Source organism: Aquimarina sp. KJ22-3, from assembly GCF_055808215.1.
The window spans coordinates 2,723,450-2,747,975 of sequence record NZ_CM147859.1 but is presented as its reverse complement, the minus strand read 5'-3'; the positions used below and the strand labels follow the sequence as shown (position 1 = coordinate 2,747,975).

Annotated in this window: 26 protein-coding genes and 3 tRNA genes; 19 read left to right on the top strand and 10 right to left on the bottom strand. The window is 34.1% G+C overall.

The annotated features are described in order from the left end of the window. Nucleotides 1-7: 7 nt before the first annotated feature. The 5 genes from AC0L3Q_RS12665 to AC0L3Q_RS12645 all read right to left on the bottom strand — a co-directional run bounded on the left by AC0L3Q_RS12665 (nt 8) and on the right by AC0L3Q_RS12645 (nt 3,243). Nucleotides 8-97, bottom strand: a tRNA-Ser gene (locus AC0L3Q_RS12665). Nucleotides 98-105: 8 nt separating this feature from the next. Continuing rightward, nucleotides 106-192: transfer RNA gene (locus AC0L3Q_RS12660), tRNA-Ser, on the bottom strand. A 7-nt stretch (nt 193-199) separates the two neighbouring features. Continuing rightward, nucleotides 200-273, bottom strand: a tRNA-Lys gene (locus AC0L3Q_RS12655). A 785-nt stretch (nt 274-1,058) separates the two neighbouring features. Next, nucleotides 1,059-1,976, bottom strand: coding sequence for a helix-turn-helix domain-containing protein (locus AC0L3Q_RS12650; RefSeq protein WP_473279737.1), 918 nt, complete (start codon nt 1,974-1,976; stop codon nt 1,059-1,061). Between the two features lie 160 nt (nt 1,977-2,136). Continuing rightward, nucleotides 2,137-3,243, bottom strand: a complete 1,107-nt coding sequence (locus tag AC0L3Q_RS12645) for a type 1 glutamine amidotransferase domain-containing protein (RefSeq protein WP_473279735.1) — start codon at nt 3,241-3,243, stop codon at nt 2,137-2,139. Between the two features lie 210 nt (nt 3,244-3,453). On the opposite strand from AC0L3Q_RS12645, the gene AC0L3Q_RS12640 reads away from it, so the two are divergent. After that, nucleotides 3,454-3,771: an Hpt domain-containing protein gene (locus AC0L3Q_RS12640; protein WP_473279733.1), complete on the top strand. Its 318-nt coding sequence runs from the start codon at nt 3,454-3,456 to the stop codon at nt 3,769-3,771. 9 nt (nt 3,772-3,780) lie between these two features. Here the strand turns inward: AC0L3Q_RS12640 and AC0L3Q_RS12635 are convergent, their stop codons facing one another. Beyond that, nucleotides 3,781-4,953 carry a response regulator gene (locus tag AC0L3Q_RS12635; RefSeq protein ID WP_473279731.1) on the bottom strand — a complete coding sequence of 391 codons (1,173 nt, stop codon included), beginning with the start codon at nt 4,951-4,953 and terminating at the stop codon, nt 3,781-3,783. A gap of 377 nt (nt 4,954-5,330) precedes the next feature. Here AC0L3Q_RS12635 and AC0L3Q_RS12630 point away from each other — a divergent pair, with 377 nt between their 5' ends. The 13 genes from AC0L3Q_RS12630 (at nt 5,331) to AC0L3Q_RS12570 (ending at nt 17,760) form a co-directional block, all read left to right on the top strand. After that, a complete protein-coding gene (locus AC0L3Q_RS12630; protein WP_473279729.1) occupies nt 5,331-5,663 on the top strand; it encodes a hypothetical protein in 333 nt (110 codons plus the stop codon). A gap of 397 nt (nt 5,664-6,060) precedes the next feature. Next, nucleotides 6,061-6,564 (top strand): hypothetical protein, encoded by a 504-nt coding sequence (locus tag AC0L3Q_RS12625; protein WP_473279727.1) that lies wholly within the window; start codon nt 6,061-6,063, stop codon nt 6,562-6,564. Nucleotides 6,565-6,683: 119 nt separating this feature from the next. Continuing rightward, a complete protein-coding gene (locus tag AC0L3Q_RS12620; protein ID WP_473279725.1) occupies nt 6,684-7,358 on the top strand; it encodes a hypothetical protein in 675 nt (224 codons plus the stop codon). Continuing rightward, nucleotides 7,359-8,369 carry a PspA/IM30 family protein gene (locus AC0L3Q_RS12615; RefSeq protein ID WP_473279723.1) on the top strand — a complete coding sequence of 337 codons (1,011 nt, stop codon included), beginning with the start codon at nt 7,359-7,361 and terminating at the stop codon, nt 8,367-8,369. A 22-nt stretch (nt 8,370-8,391) separates the two neighbouring features. Next, a complete protein-coding gene (locus AC0L3Q_RS12610; RefSeq protein WP_473279721.1) occupies nt 8,392-9,480 on the top strand; it encodes an ABC transporter substrate-binding protein in 1,089 nt (362 codons plus the stop codon). Between the two features lie 32 nt (nt 9,481-9,512). After that, on the top strand, nt 9,513-9,929 hold the full coding sequence (locus tag AC0L3Q_RS12605; protein WP_473286941.1) for an OmpA family protein: 417 nt from the start codon (nt 9,513-9,515) through the stop codon (nt 9,927-9,929). Continuing rightward, nucleotides 9,929-10,897: an ABC transporter permease gene (locus AC0L3Q_RS12600; RefSeq protein ID WP_473279719.1), complete on the top strand. Its 969-nt coding sequence runs from the start codon at nt 9,929-9,931 to the stop codon at nt 10,895-10,897. Before AC0L3Q_RS12605 ends, AC0L3Q_RS12600 begins: the two co-directional genes overlap by 1 nt. Nucleotide 10,898: 1 nt before the next feature. Next, nucleotides 10,899-11,705, top strand: coding sequence for an ABC transporter ATP-binding protein (locus AC0L3Q_RS12595; RefSeq protein ID WP_473279717.1), 807 nt, complete (start codon nt 10,899-10,901; stop codon nt 11,703-11,705). 13 nt (nt 11,706-11,718) lie between these two features. Then, nucleotides 11,719-12,027: a hypothetical protein gene (locus tag AC0L3Q_RS12590; protein ID WP_473279715.1), complete on the top strand. Its 309-nt coding sequence runs from the start codon at nt 11,719-11,721 to the stop codon at nt 12,025-12,027. A 194-nt stretch (nt 12,028-12,221) separates the two neighbouring features. Beyond that, on the top strand, nt 12,222-14,129 hold the full coding sequence (locus AC0L3Q_RS12585; RefSeq protein WP_473279713.1) for an AAA family ATPase: 1,908 nt from the start codon (nt 12,222-12,224) through the stop codon (nt 14,127-14,129). A 15-nt stretch (nt 14,130-14,144) separates the two neighbouring features. Next, nucleotides 14,145-15,263, top strand: coding sequence for an AAA domain-containing protein (locus AC0L3Q_RS12580; protein WP_473279711.1), 1,119 nt, complete (start codon nt 14,145-14,147; stop codon nt 15,261-15,263). Nucleotides 15,264-15,439: 176 nt separating this feature from the next. Continuing rightward, nucleotides 15,440-16,861, top strand: a complete 1,422-nt coding sequence (locus AC0L3Q_RS12575) for a DEAD/DEAH box helicase (protein ID WP_473279709.1) — start codon at nt 15,440-15,442, stop codon at nt 16,859-16,861. Then, complete coding sequence (locus tag AC0L3Q_RS12570; RefSeq protein WP_473279707.1) at nt 16,858-17,760, top strand: 2OG-Fe dioxygenase family protein; 903 nt, start codon at nt 16,858-16,860, stop codon at nt 17,758-17,760. Before AC0L3Q_RS12575 ends, AC0L3Q_RS12570 begins: the two co-directional genes overlap by 4 nt. Here AC0L3Q_RS12570 and AC0L3Q_RS12565 read toward each other — a convergent pair. From AC0L3Q_RS12565 to AC0L3Q_RS12550, 4 genes are read right to left on the bottom strand one after another with little or no spacing between them, the layout of a single operon-like run. After that, nucleotides 17,757-18,641 (bottom strand): SAM-dependent methyltransferase, encoded by an 885-nt coding sequence (locus tag AC0L3Q_RS12565; protein ID WP_473279705.1) that lies wholly within the window; start codon nt 18,639-18,641, stop codon nt 17,757-17,759. The two genes, AC0L3Q_RS12570 and AC0L3Q_RS12565, sit on opposite strands and share 4 nt — an antisense overlap. A 43-nt stretch (nt 18,642-18,684) precedes the next feature. Next, a complete protein-coding gene (locus AC0L3Q_RS12560; RefSeq protein WP_473279703.1) occupies nt 18,685-19,605 on the bottom strand; it encodes a DUF5777 family beta-barrel protein in 921 nt (306 codons plus the stop codon). Next, nucleotides 19,595-20,143 carry a YceI family protein gene (locus tag AC0L3Q_RS12555; RefSeq protein WP_473279702.1) on the bottom strand — a complete coding sequence of 183 codons (549 nt, stop codon included), beginning with the start codon at nt 20,141-20,143 and terminating at the stop codon, nt 19,595-19,597. The genes AC0L3Q_RS12560 and AC0L3Q_RS12555 overlap by 11 nt, the downstream gene beginning before the upstream one ends. Further along, nucleotides 20,140-20,574: an OB-fold protein gene (locus tag AC0L3Q_RS12550; protein WP_473279700.1), complete on the bottom strand. Its 435-nt coding sequence runs from the start codon at nt 20,572-20,574 to the stop codon at nt 20,140-20,142. The genes AC0L3Q_RS12555 and AC0L3Q_RS12550 overlap by 4 nt, the downstream gene beginning before the upstream one ends. A gap of 352 nt (nt 20,575-20,926) precedes the next feature. Between AC0L3Q_RS12550 and AC0L3Q_RS12545 the strand changes: the two genes are divergently transcribed. From AC0L3Q_RS12545 to AC0L3Q_RS12525, 5 genes are all read left to right on the top strand, one after another. Beyond that, the gene (locus tag AC0L3Q_RS12545) at nt 20,927-22,036 is read left to right on the top strand and encodes a LytR/AlgR family response regulator transcription factor (protein WP_473279698.1); all 1,110 of its coding nucleotides are present in this window, start codon (nt 20,927-20,929) and stop codon (nt 22,034-22,036) included. Between the two features lie 205 nt (nt 22,037-22,241). Continuing rightward, nucleotides 22,242-23,093: a hypothetical protein gene (locus AC0L3Q_RS12540; protein WP_473279696.1), complete on the top strand. Its 852-nt coding sequence runs from the start codon at nt 22,242-22,244 to the stop codon at nt 23,091-23,093. A gap of 123 nt (nt 23,094-23,216) precedes the next feature. Beyond that, a complete protein-coding gene (locus AC0L3Q_RS12535) occupies nt 23,217-23,531 on the top strand; it encodes a cytochrome c family protein (protein WP_473279694.1) in 315 nt (104 codons plus the stop codon). 11 nt (nt 23,532-23,542) lie between these two features. Continuing rightward, entirely contained in the window at nt 23,543-23,965 is a 423-nt protein-coding gene (locus tag AC0L3Q_RS12530; RefSeq protein WP_073313589.1) for an OB-fold protein, read from the top strand. Nucleotides 23,966-23,983: 18 nt separating this feature from the next. Next, entirely contained in the window at nt 23,984-24,526 is a 543-nt protein-coding gene (locus AC0L3Q_RS12525) for a YceI family protein (RefSeq protein WP_473279692.1), read from the top strand.

Genomic DNA, 24,526 nt, shown 5'->3' with positions numbered 1-24,526 from the left:
TTTATTTCGGAGGGCAAAGGAATCGAACCTTCATAACGTAATAAACGAAATCCCGCTTAGCAGGCGAGCGTAACAAACCAGTATTTACCTACCCTCCATAATGAGCGGAAGGAGTGGGAATCGAACCCACACGAGTCATTATCTCCTAACAGTTTTCAAGACTGCGGCCACCACCTATTGGCTTGCCCTTCCATTAATGTTGACGTAGTAGGACTTGAACCTACATCACCTCGGTTAAAAGCCGAGTGCTTTCTCCAATTAAGCTACACGTCAATGTGTTTGGTTTTCAATATGTCAATGAACGATATGCATAAAAAAAGGCGCCTTATTTGGGCGCCTCTTTTATATATAAATGTTTTAATAAGCTATATCCTTATTATCATCTTTTCTATAAAATAGACACCTATTCTGTTTGCATCAGAACAATACTCTCTTTTCTCAACAAAGAGTGGATTTAAAATATGTTGCGAACTACTCGGTATCATTTTCTTGTTTTTTAAAATTGTTTTATTGTTAAGCAATCTTACTACTTATTTCTTGTTTTGATTGCGATGCAAAGATGAGAACTTTTTTTATATCTCCAAATATTTTTTAGATTTATTTTATTGATTATCAATTACTTATACTTAAAACAAGGTGTAGAAATCCCTGTCCGTTTTTCAACGGATTTTGGATATTTTTGCAATAGTCTGTCTCCCTGATGCTTACTTTCCAAAGGCTAATTTTTATGTGCTAATTAACTTTTATTCATTTTGCTAAAAAAATTCATAAAAAAAGCGCCCAATTTCTTGGACGCCTGTAGTTATATCTAGTTTTTACTTTAAATCACTTCATAAAAATGGTCAAAATTGGCTACATAACGTCCTGTTTCGAATGGATAATTCATTAATCCTTCGATAATCACACTGACTAAACAGTGATTTCGGTGCGATATGTATGTTATTTTGTGTCATTTTGTGGTGCAAAGAAATGTTTTTTATGGGGTATATTCCAAATTTATTTTCAAACTCCCAACTAAATACAGTCTCTTTCCATCTGAAAAAAATACATGATTCTCCTTATTCAACGTTCTCTTTTCTATAGGCAGAAGGTGTCACACCTTCGAATTTTTTAAAAGCAGCATTAAATGAAGACAAACTACTAAACCCTACATCAAAGGCAATAGAAGCTATTTTAAACAGTTGATTCTTATCCTTTTTCAACAAGCTTTTAGCTTCTTGTACACGATAATAATTAATAAAATCATTAAAATTCTGATTCCCATATTGGTTAATGATTTCTGAAGTTTTCTGAGTGCTCTTCCCTATCGATTTACTTAAAACGGATAATGAAAAATCTGGTTCGAGATACCTTTTTTCTTTCACTACAAATTGTGATAGTTGATCAAATAACTGAATATCCTTGTTTTCTTTAAACACATTTCCGTCTACATCGGTTGTTTTTAACTGAAAAGCTTTATAACTTAAAAAATAGATCACCAAAGAATACATAATAGGTCCAACAATATAAGGAACTGTATTCTCTATGATATTTAAGACATAAGAAATCCAAATAATAACAAAACCAACAATCAATAAAGATAACCATTGAAGTATTGATTTTTGAAATTTAGTGAGTAAAGTATGCTGATGTCTTTTCTTCATTTGCCTTATCAATATAGCCGAAGCAATAATATAAAATGCAAAGTGCAGATAGATACTTATAAGCACACTTCCAAATACGATAACTGCAGTTCTGTTATTTTCATCAAACCAACTATTGGTGACCATAAAGCTAGAAACAAACACCAATACAAACGGAATCAGTTCTAGAAAATAGGCTTTGGGAAGCAAAAAATTGGGACGAGTCATTGCAATTACATACCAACGCAACAAAGGACCTATTAGTAATAAGAAAGCCAGACCGATAAAAATAAATATGGGTTCCAGATCATCTCCAAAATGGAGCAGCACTGATTTTCCGATCCTAAACGCCATAAAAACCAACAACAGCCCAAGTAATAGATTGGCTGTTGTCTTCTTTTTTTGAAAAAGGATAAGTATACGGCAAAGGACAGACCGTGTAAAAGTCCTGCACTGCTAATGATGATAAGGAGAATATCTAAGAAATCCAATAGATCGTTTTTATCAAATGTACTTATATTTTGTTAGTTTTTGCTTCACATTTTTTAGCATACGATACCAAATTCAATAGGTTATAAAAATTCCCTACCTCTCCTTTCATAGCTGCCAAAATGCTATGCTTAGCAATCAAAACTCGATTTACAGGCTTCTGTTTTGACACTATAAGCGTGTTTATTTTTTCCTTAGCCTTTTGTTTTCCATTTGTATGATAAGCTAATAATACCTGGACCGCATATTCTTCATCTGTAATTTGTCTGTACTTTGGGGTATATCCCATTTGTTGAATCATAGTTTCTGCAAGTGTCCAGGTAGACCATGGATTCTGTCCTGTAATCAAATTACCTGAATGACTAACGTTATCCAAATACATAACTCCTTCTTCAAAATTTGCTCCTTGTTCCTCAATTTTATCTTGTAGAAGAAATGGAAAAATAGTTTTTGCATCAGAAATCAATAGTAATTCTTCATCGTTGGTAAACCCACTTACCTCTTTACCTTTCAATAAGGATTCACCATTATCCAGGGTAACATTTACCAATGCTGCTGGTCCGTGGCACACGGCTCCAACCACTTTGTCTGATTGATAATATTCACTAACTATAGATTGGATATAGGGATTATCAGGAAAATCATACATAGCCCCCTTTCCTCCTGCAAAAAAGATGGCTTCATAATCTTCTGGCACCACCCTTTCTATAGGGATCGTATTACTTGTTTTGTACTGTGCGATAGAATCGTTTAGAAAAGCATAATCATATGCTCCCATATCTTCATCGTCTATAATTACCGGAGGTTTCCCTCCTAATGTACTAGCAATGTCCACTTCAAAACCATTCGCAGTAAATACATAATAAGCTCTGGAAAGTTCGCTTAATTCGTATCCAGTTTCTTTTTCAGTAGTTCCCATTTTGTCTATACTGGTAACCACTGCCAAAATCTTCCCTCTTTTTGGGATTACATTTTCTGAAAGGTATGCTAAATCACTAACATTGGTGGTTTTCAAATTTTGATCTCTGGGTGGAATTAGTCCTTTGAACCAGAAACCAAAACTAACCAAAATAATAACTAGACCTAGGATAGTAACTCCTACCCACTTTAATATTTTATACACTTTTTTCATCGTACTTCGTTTTATGATTATTGAGCGAAATACGTTAAAAACTAAGGCAATTAATGTCGAAATGATCATTCCGTCAGACTAAAAAATCAAACGGTATCCTGAAAATGATATAAAATAATTAAGTAATTACAATCTGTTTAAATACTCATTTATTTTGGTAGTTCCTTTTCAATTTTAATTGTATTTTTAAGTACATCTAAAAACCTATCCATGGAACAACCCAACCTTTCTGAAATCCAAAAATTATCTGGTGGTGATCCAGTCTTTGAAGAAAAAATTTTCAGTGTTATCAAAAGAGAATTCCCCGTAGAAAAAGAACAATATTTTCTCAACTTAGCAGCAGGAAACACTACAAAAGCTGCAGAAGATGTGCATAAATTGAAGCATAAAATTGGTTTCTTGGGTTTAGAAAAAGGGTACAACATAGCAACTGATTACGAAAATCATTTAAAGGAAAACAGTTATGAACTACAAGATGACTTTGAAAATATCTTGAAAGTGATCACAGAGTATCTAAAAACTATATAACTTTATTTGTTAGGTAGCGGGAATGATGACCGTTTTTGTTTTAAAATTATAGTAATATGCTATTTGAGCTAATTGCCCAACAATCTTAACAGAATCTTTCATAGATAATTTTGATCCATCCGCATGTATCCATCTTTTTAAAGGTTGCTCGCAGATATATGAAATCGCTTTGTCCTTACCATAGTACTTTCTCATCTTCATAAAGATTTCTACATCAAAAAGCCATTTGGTGATAAATTTTTCCCTAAACATTTCGCTTACGATTTCCCGCTCCATAATCTTGGCTCCACATTGGGTGTCATTAAAAGACATCCCCAAGATATTTCGAATGATCAAATTAATGGTCTTGCTTATGATTTTTCTAGCCGATTCTTTGGTTATATTGGCTCCCATTCTACTCATCCGAGATCCGCTAACAATTTTAAAATCTGAAGTCTCTATCGTTTTTACCAGATCATCAAAATCCTGAAAATCAGTAGATAAATCGGCATCCAAATATCCTATATAATCTAATTGCGTGTCTTGAGAAAGGTGCAATACGCCTTGTCGTACAGCTTCTCCTTTACCCCCATTCTTTTCACAGTTATATACACTGATATGATCCTCTCTACCTTTTGCCAAATTTTGAAGTACTTCTAGGGTATTATCTGTACTTCCATCGTTCACAAAACAAAGGTGATATCCTAAATTACTATGTACAAAGTCGGTAAACTCCTTACTCAAAATACGAGTTTCTTCGTTATAACAAGGAATTACCACACCAACGCATCTTCTTTGTAACATTTTCCCTTTAGCATGTGATTCTGATTTTTTCTGAAGTTTTATACCAAGGATTCTCGAAATTCTAGCCGACATTTCGTTGAGAGATAATGGTTTTTTCATGTAATCATCAATACCTAAATCAAATCCATCTATAATCGTATCTTCATTGGTATTACCAGAAAGTACTAGTACTTTAACATCTGAGTTTTTATCGTGCCTTATATTTTTGATCACCTCCAAACCAGACATTCCATCCATATTAATGTCTACAATGACCATATCAGGGTCGAAAGTATCAAAAATTTGTAAGCCTTCTTCACCACTGCTTGCGCACTGAATGCTAAAACCTAAATCGGTCAAATGTTTCTCAAGGGATAATAAAATAAGTTGCTGATCGTCAATAGCTAAAATCTTCTTCATATATAAGTAGGTTTAAAAACTTTAAAAAACTTAATTGGGGTAATTTTAAGCTTGACGATATGAAGTTTGAACTCAAAATGAGGGGCTTAAGATTCACTTATATTGTTCAATATGTACTAAAAATAGTAAATTATTAATAAATCTGGCATAATTATACCTAAAAACCTCTAGATCAATTTTACAACTCCCAATAACTTTTTCGTTTTTTTAAAGGAATAATTATGAGGATTTTGGCAATAATGCAATGTTAATTATGATGAGTTTAAGAAAGTTTATTGTACTTTATATCAACAATTTAACACATGTTTCAGCACATCAAAATATCATTCCTTTTTTGCTTTCTTAGTTTGTTTCTTCTACATAGATGTATTCGAGATATGAATACAGCTGATACAGAACCAGTTTTGGTTACTATTCCTGCAAAAACTGAGACTATCGAGACCAACAACGGTTCTTTCGAAGAGTGTTCAGAAGTCACTCGTAAGGTTTTAATTACCTTTTGTGGTAGTTGTCATCAAAGTTCACTCGAAACTCATAAACCAGCAGCAATTGCTATTTTTGATCTAGACAAAGGGGAAGATTGGCATAAAACATTAGTTAAGCATCACATAAAAGGGATTGAGAATAGAATACAAAACAAGAACCCAATAACAGAAGAGCAACAAAAAGCTATTATTGCATTTCTTGAATTAAAAGAATCTCAATTATAACTACACTTTTCTATCATTTTGATATTTTTCCATTCTACACCTATTTGTTAACCGTAAATAGTTGGCTATTACACTATAAACTAATATATTACAATGCGTAAACACAACGTCTCATTTTTATTAATTCACACACCAAGAGCTATGAAAAAAATTAATGGAGACGTTTTAAAAATCATTACTACCGTAATTTTCGTTTTGTTTTTTATCGCCCTGTATCTTTTAGAAGAAATGGGTTGAAACCAAATCGAATGATTTTAGTAAAATAAATGGATGAAGAGGTAACTCATACGTTTTCATCCATTTTATTTGCGCTCTTTAGAAATATAGCAGACATCTTCTCGTAGCTATATAATAAGAATAGCTTAAGAATAAAACAATATTCGTACATTTAACACCAATGACTATACAAGATCTTATTAATTGGTTTTCTGATAATCCCAACTTAGTATTGGGTTATTTTATCACTCTTATTGCACTTTCTCTTATTGGTTCACTTTTTGTAAATCGACAAAACTTTAAACCTCCTGTGAATTACATCTATGGAGGACTTGTATATCTAGTAACCATACCAGGACTTTTATCTCTTGTCTTATTATTGTATAGCTTTTTCTTTTTAAGAACGAATGTACTCCAATTAGACTTGGTTTCGTATTTCGTACCGTTAATAGGGATGATTCTTACGCTAGTTATTATTCATAAAACGGTCCCTATGTCCTCAATACCTGGATTTGGTCGACTCTCCGGGCTTTTTATTATCATTGTTATCACTTTTGTGATCACCTATATATTACAAAGGATGTTTTTTGGTGTTTTCTTTGTGGGGAAATTCCAATATTTAATCATGTTTTTCCTGGTCTTACTCATAGGGTTAAAGATTGCATGGGATAAAATTGTCAAATAGATGGTGTGTAACGTTTTTATACCATAAGACACATATAATATAAAAGGTGTTAAGGTTTAATTTCACCTTACTATGAGATACAATACTTATTTTTTTAAATTTGTTCAAATTCACTAACCATGCTAAAAAATCTGAAGTCTTTATTTATAGTTGAAGATACCGAAGAGGGGAAACCAAAAGAGGTAGAATCAAAACAAGAAAAGGGCACAAAAACAAATAGTGCTAGTTCTGCGGATACTCCTCCTCCACTTCCAAAAAAACCAACCAATGCAGAAGGCGTTGTAGATTCTAAAATCATTGAGAAATTACTAGAGGCCATTGAAAAAAACAACCTTGAAGGTTTTGACTATTTAGAGTATAAAAAATCCTTAAAGGCACTTGAGAAAATGCCAATGGATGAAGCGACCAAGTATAGATCTGCTTTTGCTACAGCTTCTACTTTGGGAGTTACTCTAGATAAACTCATGCAAACCACTAATTTTTATATTGGTGTTCTGGATAAAGAGAATGAGCAGTTTTTGGGAGCTTTTAAATCTCAATTTGATGATAAAGTTTCCGGAAGAGAAAGAGAGATCGCTCAGTTTGAAACTATCATCAAGGAAAAATCTGCTGAAATAAAGAAACTTACCGATGAGATTACCAAACATCAAAATCAAATTGCAGATCTAAAAGGTAAAATAGAAGAAAGTAATGCTAAGATTAGCAAGACTCAAAATGATTTTAAAATATCCTATACACATTTAAAAAATCAGTTTGAGGAAGATAAAGTAAAAATGGAAAAATATTTAAAATAGATGGAGAACTCGATAAAACCAAAATCTTTCTGGAAAAAACCCGAAGGTAAAACCGGGATGCTATTTATGGGCCTTCTGGGTGCTGGTGGGCTATATGGCTTATATAAAGTCCTTCCGTTTTTGATTACTATAGTAGAAAATACATTATATCTAGGGGTATTATTAGCTGTATTAGGTGCTTTGATCTATATCGTTTTGGACCCAAAGATGCGAAACCTGATTTTCTATATGTATAAGTCTTTTATGCGTTGGCTTACCGGGTTATTCATTCAAATAGATCCTATTGGGATTCTTAAAAGTTATATCGATGACTTAAAAGATAATCTCAAAAAAATGAATAAGCAGATTGCTGTACTTAAAGGTCAAATGAAACGCTTACAACAAATTATGTATGATAACAAGAAGAGTATCAACAATAATTTGAAGTTGGCCAGTGCTGCAAAAGAAAAAGATAAGAAGGGAATTATGATTCTGAAGTCTCGAAAAGCTGGAAGACTTAAGGAATCCAATATGAAACTCGATGAACTCTACAAAAAAATGGAAATTTTGTATCGAGTTCTGGTAAAAATGTATGAGAACTCTGAAATATTGTTAGAGGATATTGAAGATCAGGTAATGGTCAAAGAGCAGGAAAGAAAAGCGGTTCGAGCGGGTCACTCAGCAATGAAATCGGCGATGAATATTATTGCTGGTAACAACGATAAAAAAGAAATGTTTGATCGCGCATTAGAAGCTATCGCTGATGATGTGAGCATGAAAATTGGAGAAATGGAACGCTTTATGGAAATGTCTACCAACTTCATGGATTCTATCGATCTTCAAAATGGAATTTTTGAAGAAGAAGGCCTTGAATTACTCGAAAAATGGGAAAATGAAGGTGTTTCCTTAATATTAGGAAATCAAAAAGATTTATTGGTACATGATCAGCATAGTGTAGATCTTGATGCTCCTATTGCAAAATCAAAACCACACAACAATCAATACTCAGATTTATTCAATTTTGAGGACTAAAAAATAAAACCAATCAATTATTATGGCAAAGAGAAGATTAACACCGTTTTCAAAAATTCTAATTGTAGTAGTCATCATCGGTGGGCTATACTTTTTATTAAATAAACTTAGAGATCCTGCTGTAAAGGACAAGATTGAAGAGGTTACAGCGACCGACAAAACTAAAGATGGGTATAAGGATGTGATTAATGTTGGTGTGGTTACCTGGGGTGGATACGCTGGAGGACAGTATTTTAATGAAGGTTTTAAAGCGAATACTGAGTCGAGATTCTACAAAGACTATGGATTTAAAGTAAATTTTGAAGTGATCGACGATTTTGATGCTTCCAGAGATGCTTTTAAAAATGGTTCAATTGACCTAATGTGGGCTACTATTGATGCATTCCCAACAGAGGTTGAAGGTTTATCGCAATACCAACCACAAGTTGTATTTCAGGCCGACTGGAGCCGTGGTGGAGATGCAATAGTGGCACGAAGAGGAATTAATAAAGTAAGTGATCTAAGAGGAAAGAAAATCGCTGTCGCTCCTATGACACCTTCTCACTCTTTCTTGATCTGGTTATTAGAAGCTGGAGATATGAGTACAAAAGATGTACAAATTGTAGAAGTTCCCAGTGCAATAGATGCAGCAGATGCTTTCAAAAGTAATACAGTAGACGCAGCGGTTGTATGGAGTCCAGACGATGCAGATTGTGTGAGCAAAGTAGCTGGATCCAAAGTATTGGAAAGTACCAAAAATGCAACACATATCATTGCAGATGTTTTTGTGGCTAAAAAAGAATTTATCGAAACTCATAAAGATCAGCTTAAAGATCTATATGAAGGATGGATGATTGGAGCTTCAGAATTAAATAACTCTGACAGTAACAAAAGAAAAGCTGCAAAAATTTTGGCAGAAGGATTGGCACAACCAGAAGATTTCTGTTATGATGCGATCAATAATGTAAGATTAGCTACACATGGTGATAATATGAACTTCTTTGGATTGAATTCAGCTTATAATGGAGTTACTGGAGAAGACCTATACAACAAGATGAAGGTAAAATACAATGATCTTGGTTATAGTACAGCTGGAGCAAAAGCTGGAGATTACTATCTACCAAAGACTTAGTATCAAAAACATCATTATCCGGTCCTAGTCATATCGCCGAAAAACAAAAAGAATTTACAGCTGTAGATGAAAGCTTAGCTCAGAAGGAGTCGTTATCTTCAAAGAAAGTAAGTATTAGTTTCAGAACTGGAGAGTTTAAATTGGGTGAGAATGCGAAGCAATTAATTGATATTCAATTTACACCTATTGCAAAAGCTTTTGCTAATGCTCGTATCAGAATTGAAGGAAATACGGATAATGTAGGGAATCGAAATTCAAATATTACACTTTCGCAAAAAAGAGCGCAATCAGTAGCAGATTATCTGATTCAGGAACACAATATGCCAACCAATAGATTTATTATTTTAGGTAATGGTCCAGATAAGCCTGTTCCTGGGTGTGAAAGAAATCAAAATGCCGATTGTAAATCCAAAAACAGAAGAACTGACTTTGAATTAGTAGTTGACTAATGGTAGGGATACAAAAGCTATTTGAATTAAGAGGAAACCTTGAATCCAAAGATAAGGTTGTACTAACCGTTGTTGGAGCGATCATAGTAATTGGGCTATGGTTTCTTCTTGCTGAATTTTTATCCAAATCAGTGATTACTCAGGACGAATCTGTTAACCTTACTTCGCTCCCACAAGAGCAAAGGGTGTATTACGAAAGTGACTCTTTGTTAATTGCTAATTACGATAAGCTGGAACAATTAAGTATAGAAGAATTGCAATCCTTCGGATTGAAGAAAAACAAGGTGTTCCCACTTCTACCCTCACCGATCAAAGTGGTAAAAGCATTTCCTGATTTGAATCAACAGGATGATGTAATTGGTAATACCTTCTATTCTATTAAGCTCAATTTCCTAGGGTATATTTTAGCTATTTTAGTTTCTATTCCGATTGGGTTTATCCTTGGGCTTATTCCTCTGTTTAGAGGGCTTTTTAGTCAGATCATCAACTCCTATCGTTTTATACCGCTAACTGCTGTTACCGGAATTTTTATCATGTGGTTGGGCTTAGGCAGCGAAATGAAAGTTTCTTTTCTTGCTTTTGGTATCATTGTTTATCTCATACCTGTAGTTATCCAAAGGATTGATGAAGTGCAAAATGTATATCTCAATACAGTATTTACTTTGGGAGCAACTTCATGGCAAACGATACGAACGGTTTATATGCCTTATGTATTCTCAAAAATCATAGATGATATAAGAGTGTTAACCGCAATTTCCTGGACCTACATCACTATTGTTGAAATGCTTAACAAAGGTGGTGGTATAGGAGAATTGATTTGGACTGCAAAACGACAAAGCCGAATAGATAAAGCATTTGCTATACTTATTATCATTGTAGTGATAGGAATTTTGCAAGACCGACTTTTTGTAATGATCGATAGGATACTATATCCATATAAGCATATTAATAAAGGCAATAAACATTGATATGGTAGAATTTAGTGATAACACTAGTGCTGAGAATATAATAGAATTACGTGGTATATCTCAATCTTATGATGGAGGAAAAACCAATATTATTGAAAATCTGGATTTATTGATAGAAGATAAACCCATGCAAGGACAGTTTACTGTCATTTTAGGAATGTCTGGATGTGGTAAATCTACTTTATTAAGATATATTGCTGGATTACAATCGCCTACTTCAGGTACAGTGCTGGTTAAAGGACAACCGGTTAGTAAGGCCAATAGAGTGAGCATGGTATTTCAACAATATTCTTCTTTGCCTTGGATGACGGTATTAGATAATGTTGGACTTGGGCTCCGTTTTAAAGGTGTTTCCAAAAAGGAACGGGATGAAAAAGCCATGGAAATGATCCAATTGGTTGGGCTAGATGGGCATCAAAAAAAATATGCTCAATACCCTACGCTTTCTGGAGGCCAATTACAAAGAGTTGCTATAGCTAGAAGTTTGATGTCTAATCCTGAAATATTATTGATGGATGAGCCATTTGGAGCGTTGGATGTAAAGACTCGTTTACAAATGCAAGATTTATTAATCGGTATTTGGGAGAAATTTAGTCCCACGATCCTATTTGTAACCCACGATATCCAAGAGGCTGTATATCTCGCGGATGATATTTATATCATGAAACATGCGCCTTCGAAGTTCGTGAAACACATTAATATTGATCTTCCGTTTAATAGAACTCGAGAAACTAAGCGATTACCTCATTTTGATGAATTAGTACATGCTGTTGAGGATTCTATGATGGAAATTGATTCGGGAAGCTGAAATTTTCTAACGGATGGAATTAGACAAAGAAGGTTGTAAAAAAACACTGGTATCTATGATCATTTGGTTTTCCAGCGGTTTTGTTAACCTGATCATTTTCAGATTGTTCTCAGATGCTAATATCGTCTTGTTCAATTTCATTTATTTTTTTGCATCTCCTTTGGCACTCTTCGCAACCATGCACTGGATTGGGTTGGGGAATTCATTGCGAAATATCAAAAGTGATTTTAGAAATAAGCCTATTAGTGATAAAGAAATTGCCAAACGCCAAAAACGACATGGGCGATCCGCCATTTGGGTTTCAATAGCTATTTTTTTCTAGTCGGAGTAATTACTTCTTTTTGGTCAAAAAGTTATTCCACCCACCTTCTGTTTTGCATGTTTATTGGCTTGCTTTGGGGAATTTTATGGCGCTATTTAATACGAAAAGAATATTTTACCTCAGATAGTTTTGATGGAGAATATTGATGATATGCAAGCAAAAAATTTAGATCTTCTAAAAAATAAAAAGTACTAATGACGAATCGAAAATACGATAAAGCAGTAACACAGTTTTTTTCCAATTTAAAAAAAGAGGATGCCTCCTTTTTCTTTAAAGGGAAATTTATTAATCCACTGAAAATATTAACAGTATCTGCTGCTTTTCCATCTTTGCGAATCAAGGATGAAGATTTACTACTACTCTACTCTTCCTCAGAAACTTTAGAAAATCTTGATCTCGCCATTACCACAAAAAATGTACATACCAAGACAAGTAAAGTAGCGCTAGGTAAAGATATTTTCAAATCTGATGAATTTAAAACTATCAATGTGCAACACATTGAATTGCTAAACAATTTTGTTGATGATCTTACCTTGCTCAAAAAAGATGAAAAAAAGAGCTTAGAGGATTTTACGAATAAGTTCAAGGATTTTGTCAATCAAAAAGAAGACACAAAACAAGAATTTGACATCGATTATGAATTTCTGAAAATTCTTGAAAAGGAAGGTGATAAAGTATTAGGGTTGGCCGAGGACTTGAACCAAAACAAACAATTCTCAAATACGATTAATGCCATCGTTCACAAAACAGACGATGCGCTAGAGTTTAAAGCTGAACATGTGATTCTTCAGGATATCATCCATGTTTTTAACCTGATTTATCCTCTTAGTGATAAAGAAAACGACATTGCCGATTCAAAAATCAAATTTTTGTTGGCTTTTATGTTCGAGAAGCTTCAGGGCAATGATATTATAGCTTCTATATCTATAGAACGCATCAACACCTTTGTAAAATCTGAAAAATTCGAAGAAAATATAGAGGTCATCAAAACCGCTAGCCTTTTTGATCTGGGTGAAGCGTATAAAAAAGAGTTTTTATTACCTTCAATTTTAAAGCGTTTGGATAGTAAGCATTTTGTGAACTCTGGAGCATTTTTATACCGAATAGCTTCTTTAATTGCAAAGGCCGACGGGACGATTTCAGAACAAGAAAAAGAAATACTCAAAAAGATCAACGATAAATTGTCTAATCCCAAAGAAAAGCTGGAAGGTGTCAAACAAACCGAAATCGATGAAAACGAATCGTTGGATGACGTACTGGATGAATTAAATGAACTTATAGGGTTAACCAATATCAAGACCGCGGTACAGGAATTGTCTAACTTTCTTACCGTTCAAAAGATAAGAGAAGAAAAAGGGCTTAAAAACGTCAATAATTCATTACACTCCGTTTTTATGGGACCGCCTGGAACAGGAAAAACTACAGTAGCTCGTTTGGTTTCACGCATCTATAAACATCTGGGATATCTCGAAAAAGGACATTTGGTAGAGACTGATCGTACTGGTATGGTTGCAGGCTATGTAGGCCAAACTGCGATCAAGGTTGAAGAAGTCGTAAAAACTTCTATAGATGGTGTACTTTTTATTGATGAAGCCTATTCGTTAGCTAAGGATAATAAGAAAGACTTTGGTAACGAAGCCATAGAGGTATTACTAAAGAAAATGGAAGATCACCGCGATCAATTAGTAGTAATTGTAGCAGGTTATCCTGATGAGATGGAAGAATTTATAGAATCCAACCCTGGATTGCAATCCAGATTTAATAGATACTTTACTTTTGACCACTATAAACCCAAAGAACTAATCGCCATTTTTGAATTGTTCTGCAACAAAAATGATTTTGTACTAGCCGAAGATGCTAAAGAAAAAATGCAGTTCATCTTTGAGAAACTCTATGAAAAAAGGCATAAAAGCTTTGGTAATGCTCGCGTTGCACGAAATTTGTTTGAAAAAATCATCGAATACCAAGCAAATCGAATCGTATCGATTACTCCTCTTACCGAAGAACTTTTAAAAACTATCGTAGAAGAAGATATTCCTCCTGTTAACCAAACTGTAGAAGATTATTTGAGGTTTCAGGATGAAGAGGAACAAAACCAGTAACGACTATTTTGTTGTATGCATATAGAAAAAGTACTATCCTACTATCAAGATTGCTATAAGCAAGAATTCAGAGATAACGATATTCTCAATTTTTTAGGCAATAAAGTAGATAAACGGTTTTTCCTAAAAGAGATTGATGCCTTATACCGGGAAACGGATACTCCATTAATGACTACTGATTTTGGAGATGAACTGTACAAATACCTCGAAATTCATAAAAAAGAAAAGACATTTATTGCTTGTAGTTTTTTTGTGACTGGGAAACTTACGTTTTTGGGTAGAAAACGAACTATTTGCGCTCCACTGATGGTAACACCAGTCACTATTAATATCAACGATCAGGCATTGTATCATTTGGAGTATAATTTTTCGGAAAACAGAAGCAATGATGCTTTGCTTAATCTGTTCAAAAAGAATTTTGATCTCGACGATTCTTTTGTTTTAGAAATGAAAGCCCTGATTAATGATCAGGATTTTGCTTCTCAAGATGTATCTGCCATTTGTAAAAAGTTAAAAGCTCATATTGATATTGATGTCAAATCAATGAAGGGGCTATCAACATTAATGCCAGGGGATTTAATTAGAAGTCATGCAAATTCCGCAAAATTAAGACTGCTTCCTGTGATAGCTCTTGGAATTGTTGAAAAATCAAAGTCTAGCAGAGATGTATTACATGAAATTGACGTTATCAAAGAAGGGCACTTGTACAATGATACGCTTCAACATTTCTTTTCTAGAAGAAAGCCAGAGATCAAATCTGAAAAAGATACAACTCATGAAATTTATGTCCCTTCCAATTTAAGTCAGGCCCAACTAGACATTATATATGCAGCAAAATCTAATGACTTAAGTGTTGTGATTGGACCTCCTGGTACAGGTAAATCCTATACCATAGCTTCATTAGCTATTGATCAAATCTATCATAATAAAAGTGTTTTGATTTGTTCCAAATCTGATCAAGCGGTTGATGTACTGCAGCATAAGATCATTAATGACCTTGGCGTAAAAGGGCTCTCTATTAGAGCTGGATCTGGAAGAGGACACCGGGCAAAACTGAGAAAAAAATACAATCGATTACTCGTTTTAGAAAAGCAGGTGGTGATTACTATATCCCAAAAAAGCAAAAGGAAATAGACTATGCTCGAAGTAAAATCCAAGAAATAAACGAGGAGATTAAAGAACGGGAACGCAAGGAAATAAAAAACGCTGAACTCTTCCTTGATCATAACCCCTCATTTTTTAAACGGTTAAAGAGAAACTATGTATCCAGAAAAGTATTAAAAGAATATCCTTTCTGGGAACTGATAGACTTGCTTCAGCATTATATTCATCAAAAGAATAGGCTCATCAAAGAAATTATCTCTTTGCAGTATCAACATCGAGTCGCAGATTTATTAGCCAGGGATAGGACATTTCCAGAACTATTAAAATTAATTGCAACCAAGGATGCTGCAGAACGTGAGTCCTTATTTCAGTCCATAGATTTTTCTTCGGTATTACAGTGTTTACCCATTTGGATTACAAAATCTACAGATGTAAGTGATGTCTTTCCATTAGAGAATGACATTTTTGATATGGTAATTATAGATGAGGCTTCTCAATGTGATATTGCTACAATGATCCCTGTTTTGGCAAGGGCAAAAAAAGTAGTTGTGGTAGGAGACCCCAAGCAATTACGTCATGTCTCATTTTTGTCAAAACATATCATGGAAAAAACAGCCGAAACCCATGGTGTACTTCAGAATATAGATGTTTTTAACTATAGAGAAACGAGTTTTTTGGACTACGCTATGGAACGTTTGCCCAATCCTGGGAGTATTCATTTCCTGGATGAGCACTACCGAAGTGTTCCCGATATCATTCGATACAGTAATCAAAAATTTTATTTCGATAAGTTACTGGTAATGTCTGATTTACAAATACATCACAAATCCCCAGCGATACATTGGATTTTTTGTAAAGGAGAAAAGCAAAAAGATGGAGTGAATCAATTAGAAGCGCACAAAATTCTTGAAGACATCCTAAAAACAATCGAAAAAGAGGAATCAGTTGCTCCGGAAGCCTCCTCCTCTATTGGTATTCTATCTCCATTTCGGGATCAGGTAAATTATCTCAAAAATAAAATTCAGGAATTAGATCTATCTGCCATAAAAAAACATAAGATTGCCGTTGGAACTCCTTTTGAATTTCAGGGAGAAGAACGAGATCAAATGTTTATTACCTTTACTATCGATAATAATACAAGTCCATCAGTATTTCAGTATTTAGACAGAGAAGATGTTTTTAACGTCAGCATTACCCGAGCAAAACAAAAACAGTATTTGTACTATTCTTTTGAGGCTAAAAACTTCAAAAACAAACATTTGCTTATTGATTATCAGTCGGAGACAAAAATAAAGTATACCAAGAGTAGTGAATCTGATTATCAGGATAAATTTGCTAATGAAGTACATGAAGAATTGATCCAATTAGGGATTGCTGAAGAAGACATTCTGATCAATTATCAACTGGCAGGGTACATAAAGGATATTTTGCTTACTCATAATGGTAAAACCATTTGTATTGATCTTGTAGGATATCCGGGAACATTAGAAAAATCATTCTCTGTTGACCAATACAGGACTTTATTTAGAACCAACATTCCTATCATAACTATACCATATTCCTATTGGTTGTTTAATAAGGAAGCTTGTTTACATCAAATTGCCAAAAAAGTAAGAATAAAAAGATGATTACAGAAAAGGACATATCCAAATTAGTAGGACGTACTATCAAATCCCCAATTCGTGTAGGTAGTATTAAAGACTTAGGAATGAAAACTGGATCTTTCTTAAACTTTTTCCAGCCTTTTTTTGAAAACTTGCAGGATGATCAGTATCTGGTTCGCGAGAAACAAATAGGGTTTTTAAAGAAAACATTTCCTGAAGATTTGGAGGTGCTCAAAACACTACATAAGCGTTATTTTGAAGGTGCGATTACTATTGATCATCTAGACCAGTGGGTACAGCGATTATCCGAGGAACAGCAAACTACTTTTAAAGAATTGTCTACGATTACTCGTCAACGCAACATCTCAACATTTGAAGTAGAAATTTGGGATAATGAAATGTTTGTAGAAAGAATACATCAGCAAGGGTTTGAACAAAATGTTGATGATTTTAGGGTGTGGAAACGTGTTTTTGCTCAGGCAAAAAGTGAAGTTGTAGAAAACGAGTTGTTTTTTAGTCTTTTGAAAAAAATAACAGGCCTCGTTCAACGCATTCATCCAGAGATTAGAAAAGTACAAATCACCAGTCATTTTATGCGAACCATTGCCACAACACAAATTAAAGGCGAGAATGCTCCAGAAGGTGTACACGAAGATGGTGCTCAATATATCATGTCTGCCCTGGTAATCAATCGTAGTAATATTACGGGTGCCGAGAGCCAAATTTACGAAAAGACAGCTCAAAACGAATTGATTTACCAAAAGGAACTACAACCAGGAGAGTTTGTTTTTCAGGCAGATACGGGAGAAGAGTTTACCTTTGGTAATGACCTTTGGCACTATGTTACTCCTATACAAGCGATAGAAAAAACATCTCCAGGGATTCGAGATATTATAGGGTTTGATATTGATATTATGCACTAAGAAAGCACACAACTAATATCATCGAGAGAAGATCCATAATCAAAATAAAAATCGATATGCACCAAATCTCCTGCTTTTACCTCCTGCGTATTGGTAGTTTTTAATACGGTAGGAGGCATTAGACTATCCGTTCCGGTAAAATTAGACCCTTCAGTAATCTCTACATAAGATTCTAGATACAAAGCATTTACCGTTCCAGAAAATAGAACTGGTACAGAAAAACTTAATTTAACTCCTTGCTTCTTTTCTTTTAATAGTTCTATTTCATTAACCAGAAACTGCTGAGTTAAAAACATAGGCTGATGTCTTGTGAACATTACCGGATAATGATGTACATCCTCTTCAATTTCAGCTTCGCATAGTCGAGCAAAATTCACAATCCTATTCGGAAAAAGCTTCCCTCCTGGTTTCAAAAAATCTCTCATATGCTGAAAAATCTGTACCTGAAACTCATTGGCACAATAAATACTCATCAATTCTCCAACCACATAATCCACTTTTTCTGGTAATTCTACCGTCAATGCATCTGCATAGATCACTTCTACCTTATGCGCCCAAGGGTATTTTGCTATTTCGGCATCGATAAACGGAATTAAATCCGGATTGTTCTCTATCAAATACGCCTTCTTTACATGGGGCATGTATAACTTGGTAAGCGGCAGTGTACCCACCCCTATCTCACATACAACAGCATCTTTGAAGTTGTTATTTAATTGAAATGCCTTATGAAAAGCATCTACTCGTTGTTTGTCGGTCTCCATTATTTTGTAATAAATCTCAGGAAAACCAAAATGAGACTCATCAAAAGTCTGAGCATGTAACAACTTGTATTTTAACTCATCATAGTTATCAATAATTTCTTCGAATAATTTGTCGTGCATTGGTTAAAGTTTTTTCTAAATATACTAAATACTATTTGTGAATTTAGTCACTAATTCCTTTCCCTTTTTGATTGAGATGTAAAACGAAAATCGCATTAAACCCAAACGTTAAATTTCCATCATTGAAATTGAAGTTATTGGGGGTTTGAGTAATAAATGCTTCTTCAGAAAAGAACCAAGTATTGGTGAGTTTAAATTGTAACATCACATCACTTAATTCCCAGTTGACTCCCAGAGCAAAAGCATCATAAGTAGTGATGGATTCTAAAGGGTTGATCAAATAGTAATATTCTGAAACAATAGAAACATGTCCGCCTATTTTATATCGTCCTCCTACTCCAATCGCAAATTGATTATTTGGATCGTCTGCAAAAGCCGAAGAACTTCTATGGATATAAGTAGGTGATATTTGTGCAGAAAATTGAGGAGTAAATTTTCTGGCTAACAATAATTGTGTTGTAAAGCTTAGTTGGTCCTGAAAATCATCAAAACGATTGATATCAACAAGTGGTGGATTACGTTCACTTCTGTAAGCAATATTCTGAAACAAAGAGAGACTCACTGGTGCTCCTTTGCCATCACTGCGTTGTCTGATCAGTTTGTATTTCAAAAAACTATCAAAAATACCGTCCAACGTACTCCAACCACCACCAAAAGTCAGCTTATCCGAAATACCATACTCTACCCCTATTCGAGCCCCCATTTTGTCAGCTACAAAACTTTGACCGCTAGAGTTTGGGATATTCCAGTATCGTGTAAAAGCCTGCAGCTCTAGCACGCCCTTTTTTCTGGTTTCTACAGAATGTCCAATAGAAATACGACTCGCTTTAAACGTTGCCAATTGATATTGAGGAGTATTCGGATATTCCTGTTCTAGTTTATCCAATAAATCCTGTGCCTGGATAGATACATTCAAACAGAACAGTAAACATATATGGATGGAAAAAAGAACTTTATTTCTCATAATGTTGATATTCAAATTTGAATTTAATGGATATAACTTTTGCTATATTAGGTGCTAAGATTGGAGGAATTTTGATATCAAAATCCTTGACCGTAACTTCAAAATCCCCATTCAAAACAAACGAACCGTTAACTTGCTCGATAGTAGTTTTAATTTCTACCTCTTTAGTAATACCATGAATGGTTAATTTCCCTTTAACCATTCTCGTTTGTATATCAGTTGCAGAGGGATCAAAGTCTATGATATTTCCTTCAAAAGTAGCTTTAGGATACAAATCTGATTCGATATAGCTCTCGTTAAAATGTTCATGCATCAGTGATTTTTTAAATACGAATGCATTCATCAGCATACTAACTGCTATTTCATTTTTAGAAATATCAATTATACTCAGTACCTGGTTGTTCTTTGCTTCTATATCTTCTACGGAAGTATAGGAGAAAAAAGAAACCTGCCCCTGTCTTGTTATAAATTGATCAGACTTGGTGTCATCGTCTGTAAAGTTGATCAATAAGAATATCAGAATGATCAGTTTATTCATTGATTTGTTGTGTTAATCAGCATACAATTAAGTAAAATAGCATCTTTCAGAAATCCCTTGCAAACTCCCTTTATTTTTATTTTTTGCCCCTTTTTTAAATCTTTAATTTCATTTTCTTGATTCGGAAACATATCACAAATAACACTAGAATACTTATTGTCCCCGTACAAAAAAACTGTATTTCGATTATTTAGAAACGTAACATCTTTTACAATCCCCTCTACTTCTATTACTTTTCCTCTATACATTGAATTTGCCGAACGTTCATCAACCATGAAGGATGAAACTAATTCTTCTGAGCTTATCGTTATATCCGCAGAAACAGCATTCATCTCCATATAAGAGTCTTTCGAGTTTGCAAAAACCAGATACAATATCAGTAACAAGAGAAGTCCTGAAATAAAACCAATAATACTTAGCTTTCTATTCATCGAAGGATATAAGGTCGATTCTACCAGTAAAATTACGATAATGTACTACTAAAATATAATTTAGCAGCATATAAATTAAGGAAGGGTAACAAAGAGGTGTGGATTTCATACGATTAGCTTATAATTAAAAATTCTACTTTGAGTACAAAGGAACAATCCAGAACGTATGGTGGTGTTATAAACTTTTGTCAAGTAGAAAAAATCCTTTTAAAAAAGGAAAAAAGGTCATTAAGCCAAATACAATTATTTGACGTTTAGAAAAAACACCTGAAAAATTATACTATTTTAGTTACCTGAATAAAAAGCTAAACCGGACCGTCAGGATATTACCCCTGATTAGCAAACCTGACAGATGAGAAAAGATAAATTATATTTTTTAACCTTTGTATCGATATCGGTCATTTTCCTGATCATTGCTTCGTTAAGCATCAAATACTTTATAAAAGTAAGTGCAAATCAATTGATAGAAGTTCAATTAGAGTCCAGTAAACGGGAAGCAAACGAAATTTCAAAATTGATCAACTATCAACTTGCAGGTGGTATTGATCAAAATGTGGTGATCAACAATATTCAAAACACTATAGAAAACACTCATACCGAAGCTTCTTTTATATGTGTTTTTAATTGGTCTGGTAAAGAAGTATGTAATCCTGATAAAACCAGGGTTGGACAAAAAGTAAACTCGGATCAGTCACTTTTGAATTCATTGAATGAAGAAAATAGTTCTGATAAGCTATATGAGTTACTTACCAATATTAAAAACGACAATAAAGAAGCTGGGAATAGCTTTAATTCTGAAATCGTATATATTTCTCCGGTAAAAGATTCTGATTTAATAGTGGCGGCACATGTAAATCTTAACGAGATCTCTACGCAAATAAAAAAACTCAAAACCAGTTTCTATACCATATTTGCTATTATGGGGGGACTGATTATCTTATCTTCCTTCTTTGCTGTCCGTATGATTGGTAGTTATTATGAAAAGCAGTTGGAGGAGAAAAACACCAATTTAGAAAGTGAGTTGGTGAATCTTTCTAAGCTGAATAGTGATCTGGTAGCCTACCAACGTAAAATAGAAGAAACCGATGATGACACTCAGGAATCGCCTGATATCACATTGGAAACGGGTAAAAAGAGAATCCTAACCTATTTAAGAAATGAACTGATCCCGACAGCTATCAATGAAATCTCTTATATCTATACCGAAAATACCATTACCTATGTAATTTGCTTTGACGGGAAAAAATCTACCAGCAATACAAGTTTGGATGATATGTTTTCCAGCCTTGATGCTTCTTTATTTTTTAGAGCTAACCGACAATTTATTATCAGCATTGCTGCCATCGAAAAGATTATTAAATACGGTAATAGTCAACTCAAAATTTTGATCCGAGATGCAGATGTAGAAATTGTGATTAGCAAAAACAAAGCAGCAGAATTTAGACAATGGTTAAGTATCTAACCAAATTTCTTTTCGGGTTCTCTTTTTCTTTATTTCAATTTTAATCAATTCCCTTCATTTATTACAAAAAGGAAAAAACAGCATTTTATTCAACCTTTTTTTTCCTTTTTCAACGCCAAATTTTCCCTTTCGCATATATTATTTTGAATATAGGGCCAGTGTTTACGGTACTTTGCTGAACAAAATCTTTAAAACTCGAATAAAAATGAAAAATCGTATTTTAGTATTGTTCACTTCAATTTCTGTACTATTTAGTTGTACCAGTGATGACTCTGATGAGCAACCAAATCCACCTGCACAACAAAATGCAGTACGACTTGCAACCGATGCAACTTTTGGAAACATTCTTACCGATTCTGAAGGTATGTCATTATACTTCTTCTCCAGAGATGTAAAAGGAGATTCCAGATGTTTGGATGGTTGTTTGGCAGCATGGCCAATTTTTTATGCAGCGGATTTAACTCTTGATGATGGTCTGGAAGCTTCAGACTTTGGGGAAATCACCAGAGAAGATGGAGAAAAGCAAACTACGTTCAAAGGGTGGCCATTATACTATTTTGCAAATGATAATGCCGCCGGAGATACCAACGGAGATCAAGTAGGTAACAATTGGTATATCGCAAAACCTGATTATTCTCTGATGTACGCCGAAGCTCAATTGGTAGGAAGAGATAGTGATGGGAATTTGATCAACTTCACAAGTGACTATACTCCTGGTGATGGACTTACCTTTTACATGACCAATTTCACAGGAAGAACAATATATACATTTATGAATGACACCAATGGTGTTAATAATTTCACGGCCCAAGATTTTTCAAACAATGCTGTATGGCCGATCATTAACATCGACATTGATAGATTACCAAGTATTCTAAATGCTGACGATTTTGGAACCATAGATGTTCACGGTTCTCAGCAAATAACATATAAAGGATGGCCATTATACTACTTTGGGCAGGATGTGACCAGGGGGGATAATTTTGGAATCAATTTTCCTGCCCCAGGGGTATGGCCTATCGCAAACACGGATACTCCTACCGCACCAGCAAATTAAGAAGAGTTCATATTTAGTTTAGTAGTTAGTTAGTTGATTAGAAAGAGGAAGAACGAGTTTTTTTCTTCCTCTTTTTCTTAAATCTTAATCATGAAAAATTATTTACAAATAAATAGACTGCTATTGGCAGTACTCACTAGTCTTATTCTAGTTTCCTGTGATAATAATGTAGAAGAGGAAATTACAGAAACAATAGTTGAATGTAATCCAGATACATCATTTGCTACGCAGGTAAAACCAATAATAGATAACAACTGTATTGAATGCCATAACGGAAATCAATTTCCTGATCTACGCAACTTTGAAGGTATTAGAAATAATGCTTCACGAGTAAGAGCACAAGTAGTGAGCAGACGAATGCCCATCGGCGGTTCTTTAAGTAATGAGGAAATAGAAATTATTAGATGCTGGATTGATAGCGGTGCATTAAACAATTAAAAGAAATCAATATGATAAGTAAGGGAAAAGTTCTTTTAGGTGTAACTCTTTTTATAACCGCGATTGGAATTGTTGTCAGCATCTCTATGTTTTCCAAGCCTCACTTGGATATTAGTAATGTGGATGCACAAATTGTAATCGACTCTAATGATTTGTTCAAAGATTATTTGACCAATGAAACCGAAGCCAATACCAAATATTTGGAGCAAGTTATTCAGGTAACCGGTACTATAGAAGATATAAACATCGTAAAAGACAAAAGTATAATAGCACTAACCAGTGAAGATACTTTTGGTAGTGTCCTTTGTCATTTGGACGCTGATAAAGATCATAAAATTGCACAATTACAAAAAGGACAATCCATACAAATCAAAGGTGTTTGTACCGGATTTTTGATGGACGTCATTCTTGTCAAAAGTGTCATTATTAATTAAAACCAACATTCACAACAAATGAAATCAATTATAACAACCATAGCATGCCTTATCCTTTCAGTAATGAGTTACGGGCAAGAAAAGTTCCTTACAAAAAGTGGACATGTTTCTTTCTTCTCCCACTCTCCTATAGAAGATATCGAGGCAGAAAACGACCAGGTACTTAGTATTATAGACACCAATAATGGAGCAATCGCTATCTCCATACTAATGAAATCTTTCCTGTTCGAGAAGGCATTAATGCAAGAACACTTTAATGAAAACTATGTAGAATCTGATAGATATCCTAAAGCTACTTTCAAAGGAGAGATTCTAAATTTCAATGCTCTTGAAAATAGTACAGAAGTCACTATCAAAGGGAATTTAACCATTCATGGCGTGACCAAACCGATAGAAACCAAGGCGAAAATTAAAAGAACAGAAGGAAATATTTCTCTGGAGGGTGATTTTCCTGTAAAAGTAGCAGATTTCAATATTGAAATTCCATCGGTTGTAGTGAACAACATTGCAAAAACAATAAAAGTAAGCTTCAATCTAGATCATCAACCGTATACCAAATAA

Coding starts and splice junctions, on each gene's coding strand:
- AC0L3Q_RS12650 (WP_473279737.1), bottom strand. CDS start 1,976: ATGGCGTTTAGGATCGGAAAATCAGTGCTGCTCCATTTTGGAGATGAT.
- AC0L3Q_RS12645 (WP_473279735.1), bottom strand. CDS start 3,243: ATGAAAAAAGTGTATAAAATATTAAAGTGGGTAGGAGTTACTATCCTA.
- AC0L3Q_RS12640 (WP_473279733.1), top strand. CDS start 3,454: ATGGAACAACCCAACCTTTCTGAAATCCAAAAATTATCTGGTGGTGAT.
- AC0L3Q_RS12635 (WP_473279731.1), bottom strand. CDS start 4,953: ATGAAGAAGATTTTAGCTATTGACGATCAGCAACTTATTTTATTATCC.
- AC0L3Q_RS12630 (WP_473279729.1), top strand. CDS start 5,331: ATGAATACAGCTGATACAGAACCAGTTTTGGTTACTATTCCTGCAAAA.
- AC0L3Q_RS12625 (WP_473279727.1), top strand. CDS start 6,061: ATGACTATACAAGATCTTATTAATTGGTTTTCTGATAATCCCAACTTA.
- AC0L3Q_RS12620 (WP_473279725.1), top strand. CDS start 6,684: ATGCTAAAAAATCTGAAGTCTTTATTTATAGTTGAAGATACCGAAGAG.
- AC0L3Q_RS12615 (WP_473279723.1), top strand. CDS start 7,359: ATGGAGAACTCGATAAAACCAAAATCTTTCTGGAAAAAACCCGAAGGT.
- AC0L3Q_RS12610 (WP_473279721.1), top strand. CDS start 8,392: ATGGCAAAGAGAAGATTAACACCGTTTTCAAAAATTCTAATTGTAGTA.
- AC0L3Q_RS12600 (WP_473279719.1), top strand. CDS start 9,929: ATGGTAGGGATACAAAAGCTATTTGAATTAAGAGGAAACCTTGAATCC.
- AC0L3Q_RS12595 (WP_473279717.1), top strand. CDS start 10,899: ATGGTAGAATTTAGTGATAACACTAGTGCTGAGAATATAATAGAATTA.
- AC0L3Q_RS12590 (WP_473279715.1), top strand. CDS start 11,719: ATGGAATTAGACAAAGAAGGTTGTAAAAAAACACTGGTATCTATGATC.
- AC0L3Q_RS12585 (WP_473279713.1), top strand. CDS start 12,222: ATGACGAATCGAAAATACGATAAAGCAGTAACACAGTTTTTTTCCAAT.
- AC0L3Q_RS12580 (WP_473279711.1), top strand. CDS start 14,145: ATGCATATAGAAAAAGTACTATCCTACTATCAAGATTGCTATAAGCAA.
- AC0L3Q_RS12570 (WP_473279707.1), top strand. CDS start 16,858: ATGATTACAGAAAAGGACATATCCAAATTAGTAGGACGTACTATCAAA.
- AC0L3Q_RS12565 (WP_473279705.1), bottom strand. CDS start 18,641: ATGCACGACAAATTATTCGAAGAAATTATTGATAACTATGATGAGTTA.
- AC0L3Q_RS12560 (WP_473279703.1), bottom strand. CDS start 19,605: ATGAGAAATAAAGTTCTTTTTTCCATCCATATATGTTTACTGTTCTGT.
- AC0L3Q_RS12555 (WP_473279702.1), bottom strand. CDS start 20,143: ATGAATAAACTGATCATTCTGATATTCTTATTGATCAACTTTACAGAC.
- AC0L3Q_RS12550 (WP_473279700.1), bottom strand. CDS start 20,574: ATGAATAGAAAGCTAAGTATTATTGGTTTTATTTCAGGACTTCTCTTG.
- AC0L3Q_RS12545 (WP_473279698.1), top strand. CDS start 20,927: ATGAGAAAAGATAAATTATATTTTTTAACCTTTGTATCGATATCGGTC.
- AC0L3Q_RS12540 (WP_473279696.1), top strand. CDS start 22,242: ATGAAAAATCGTATTTTAGTATTGTTCACTTCAATTTCTGTACTATTT.
- AC0L3Q_RS12530 (WP_073313589.1), top strand. CDS start 23,543: ATGATAAGTAAGGGAAAAGTTCTTTTAGGTGTAACTCTTTTTATAACC.
- AC0L3Q_RS12525 (WP_473279692.1), top strand. CDS start 23,984: ATGAAATCAATTATAACAACCATAGCATGCCTTATCCTTTCAGTAATG.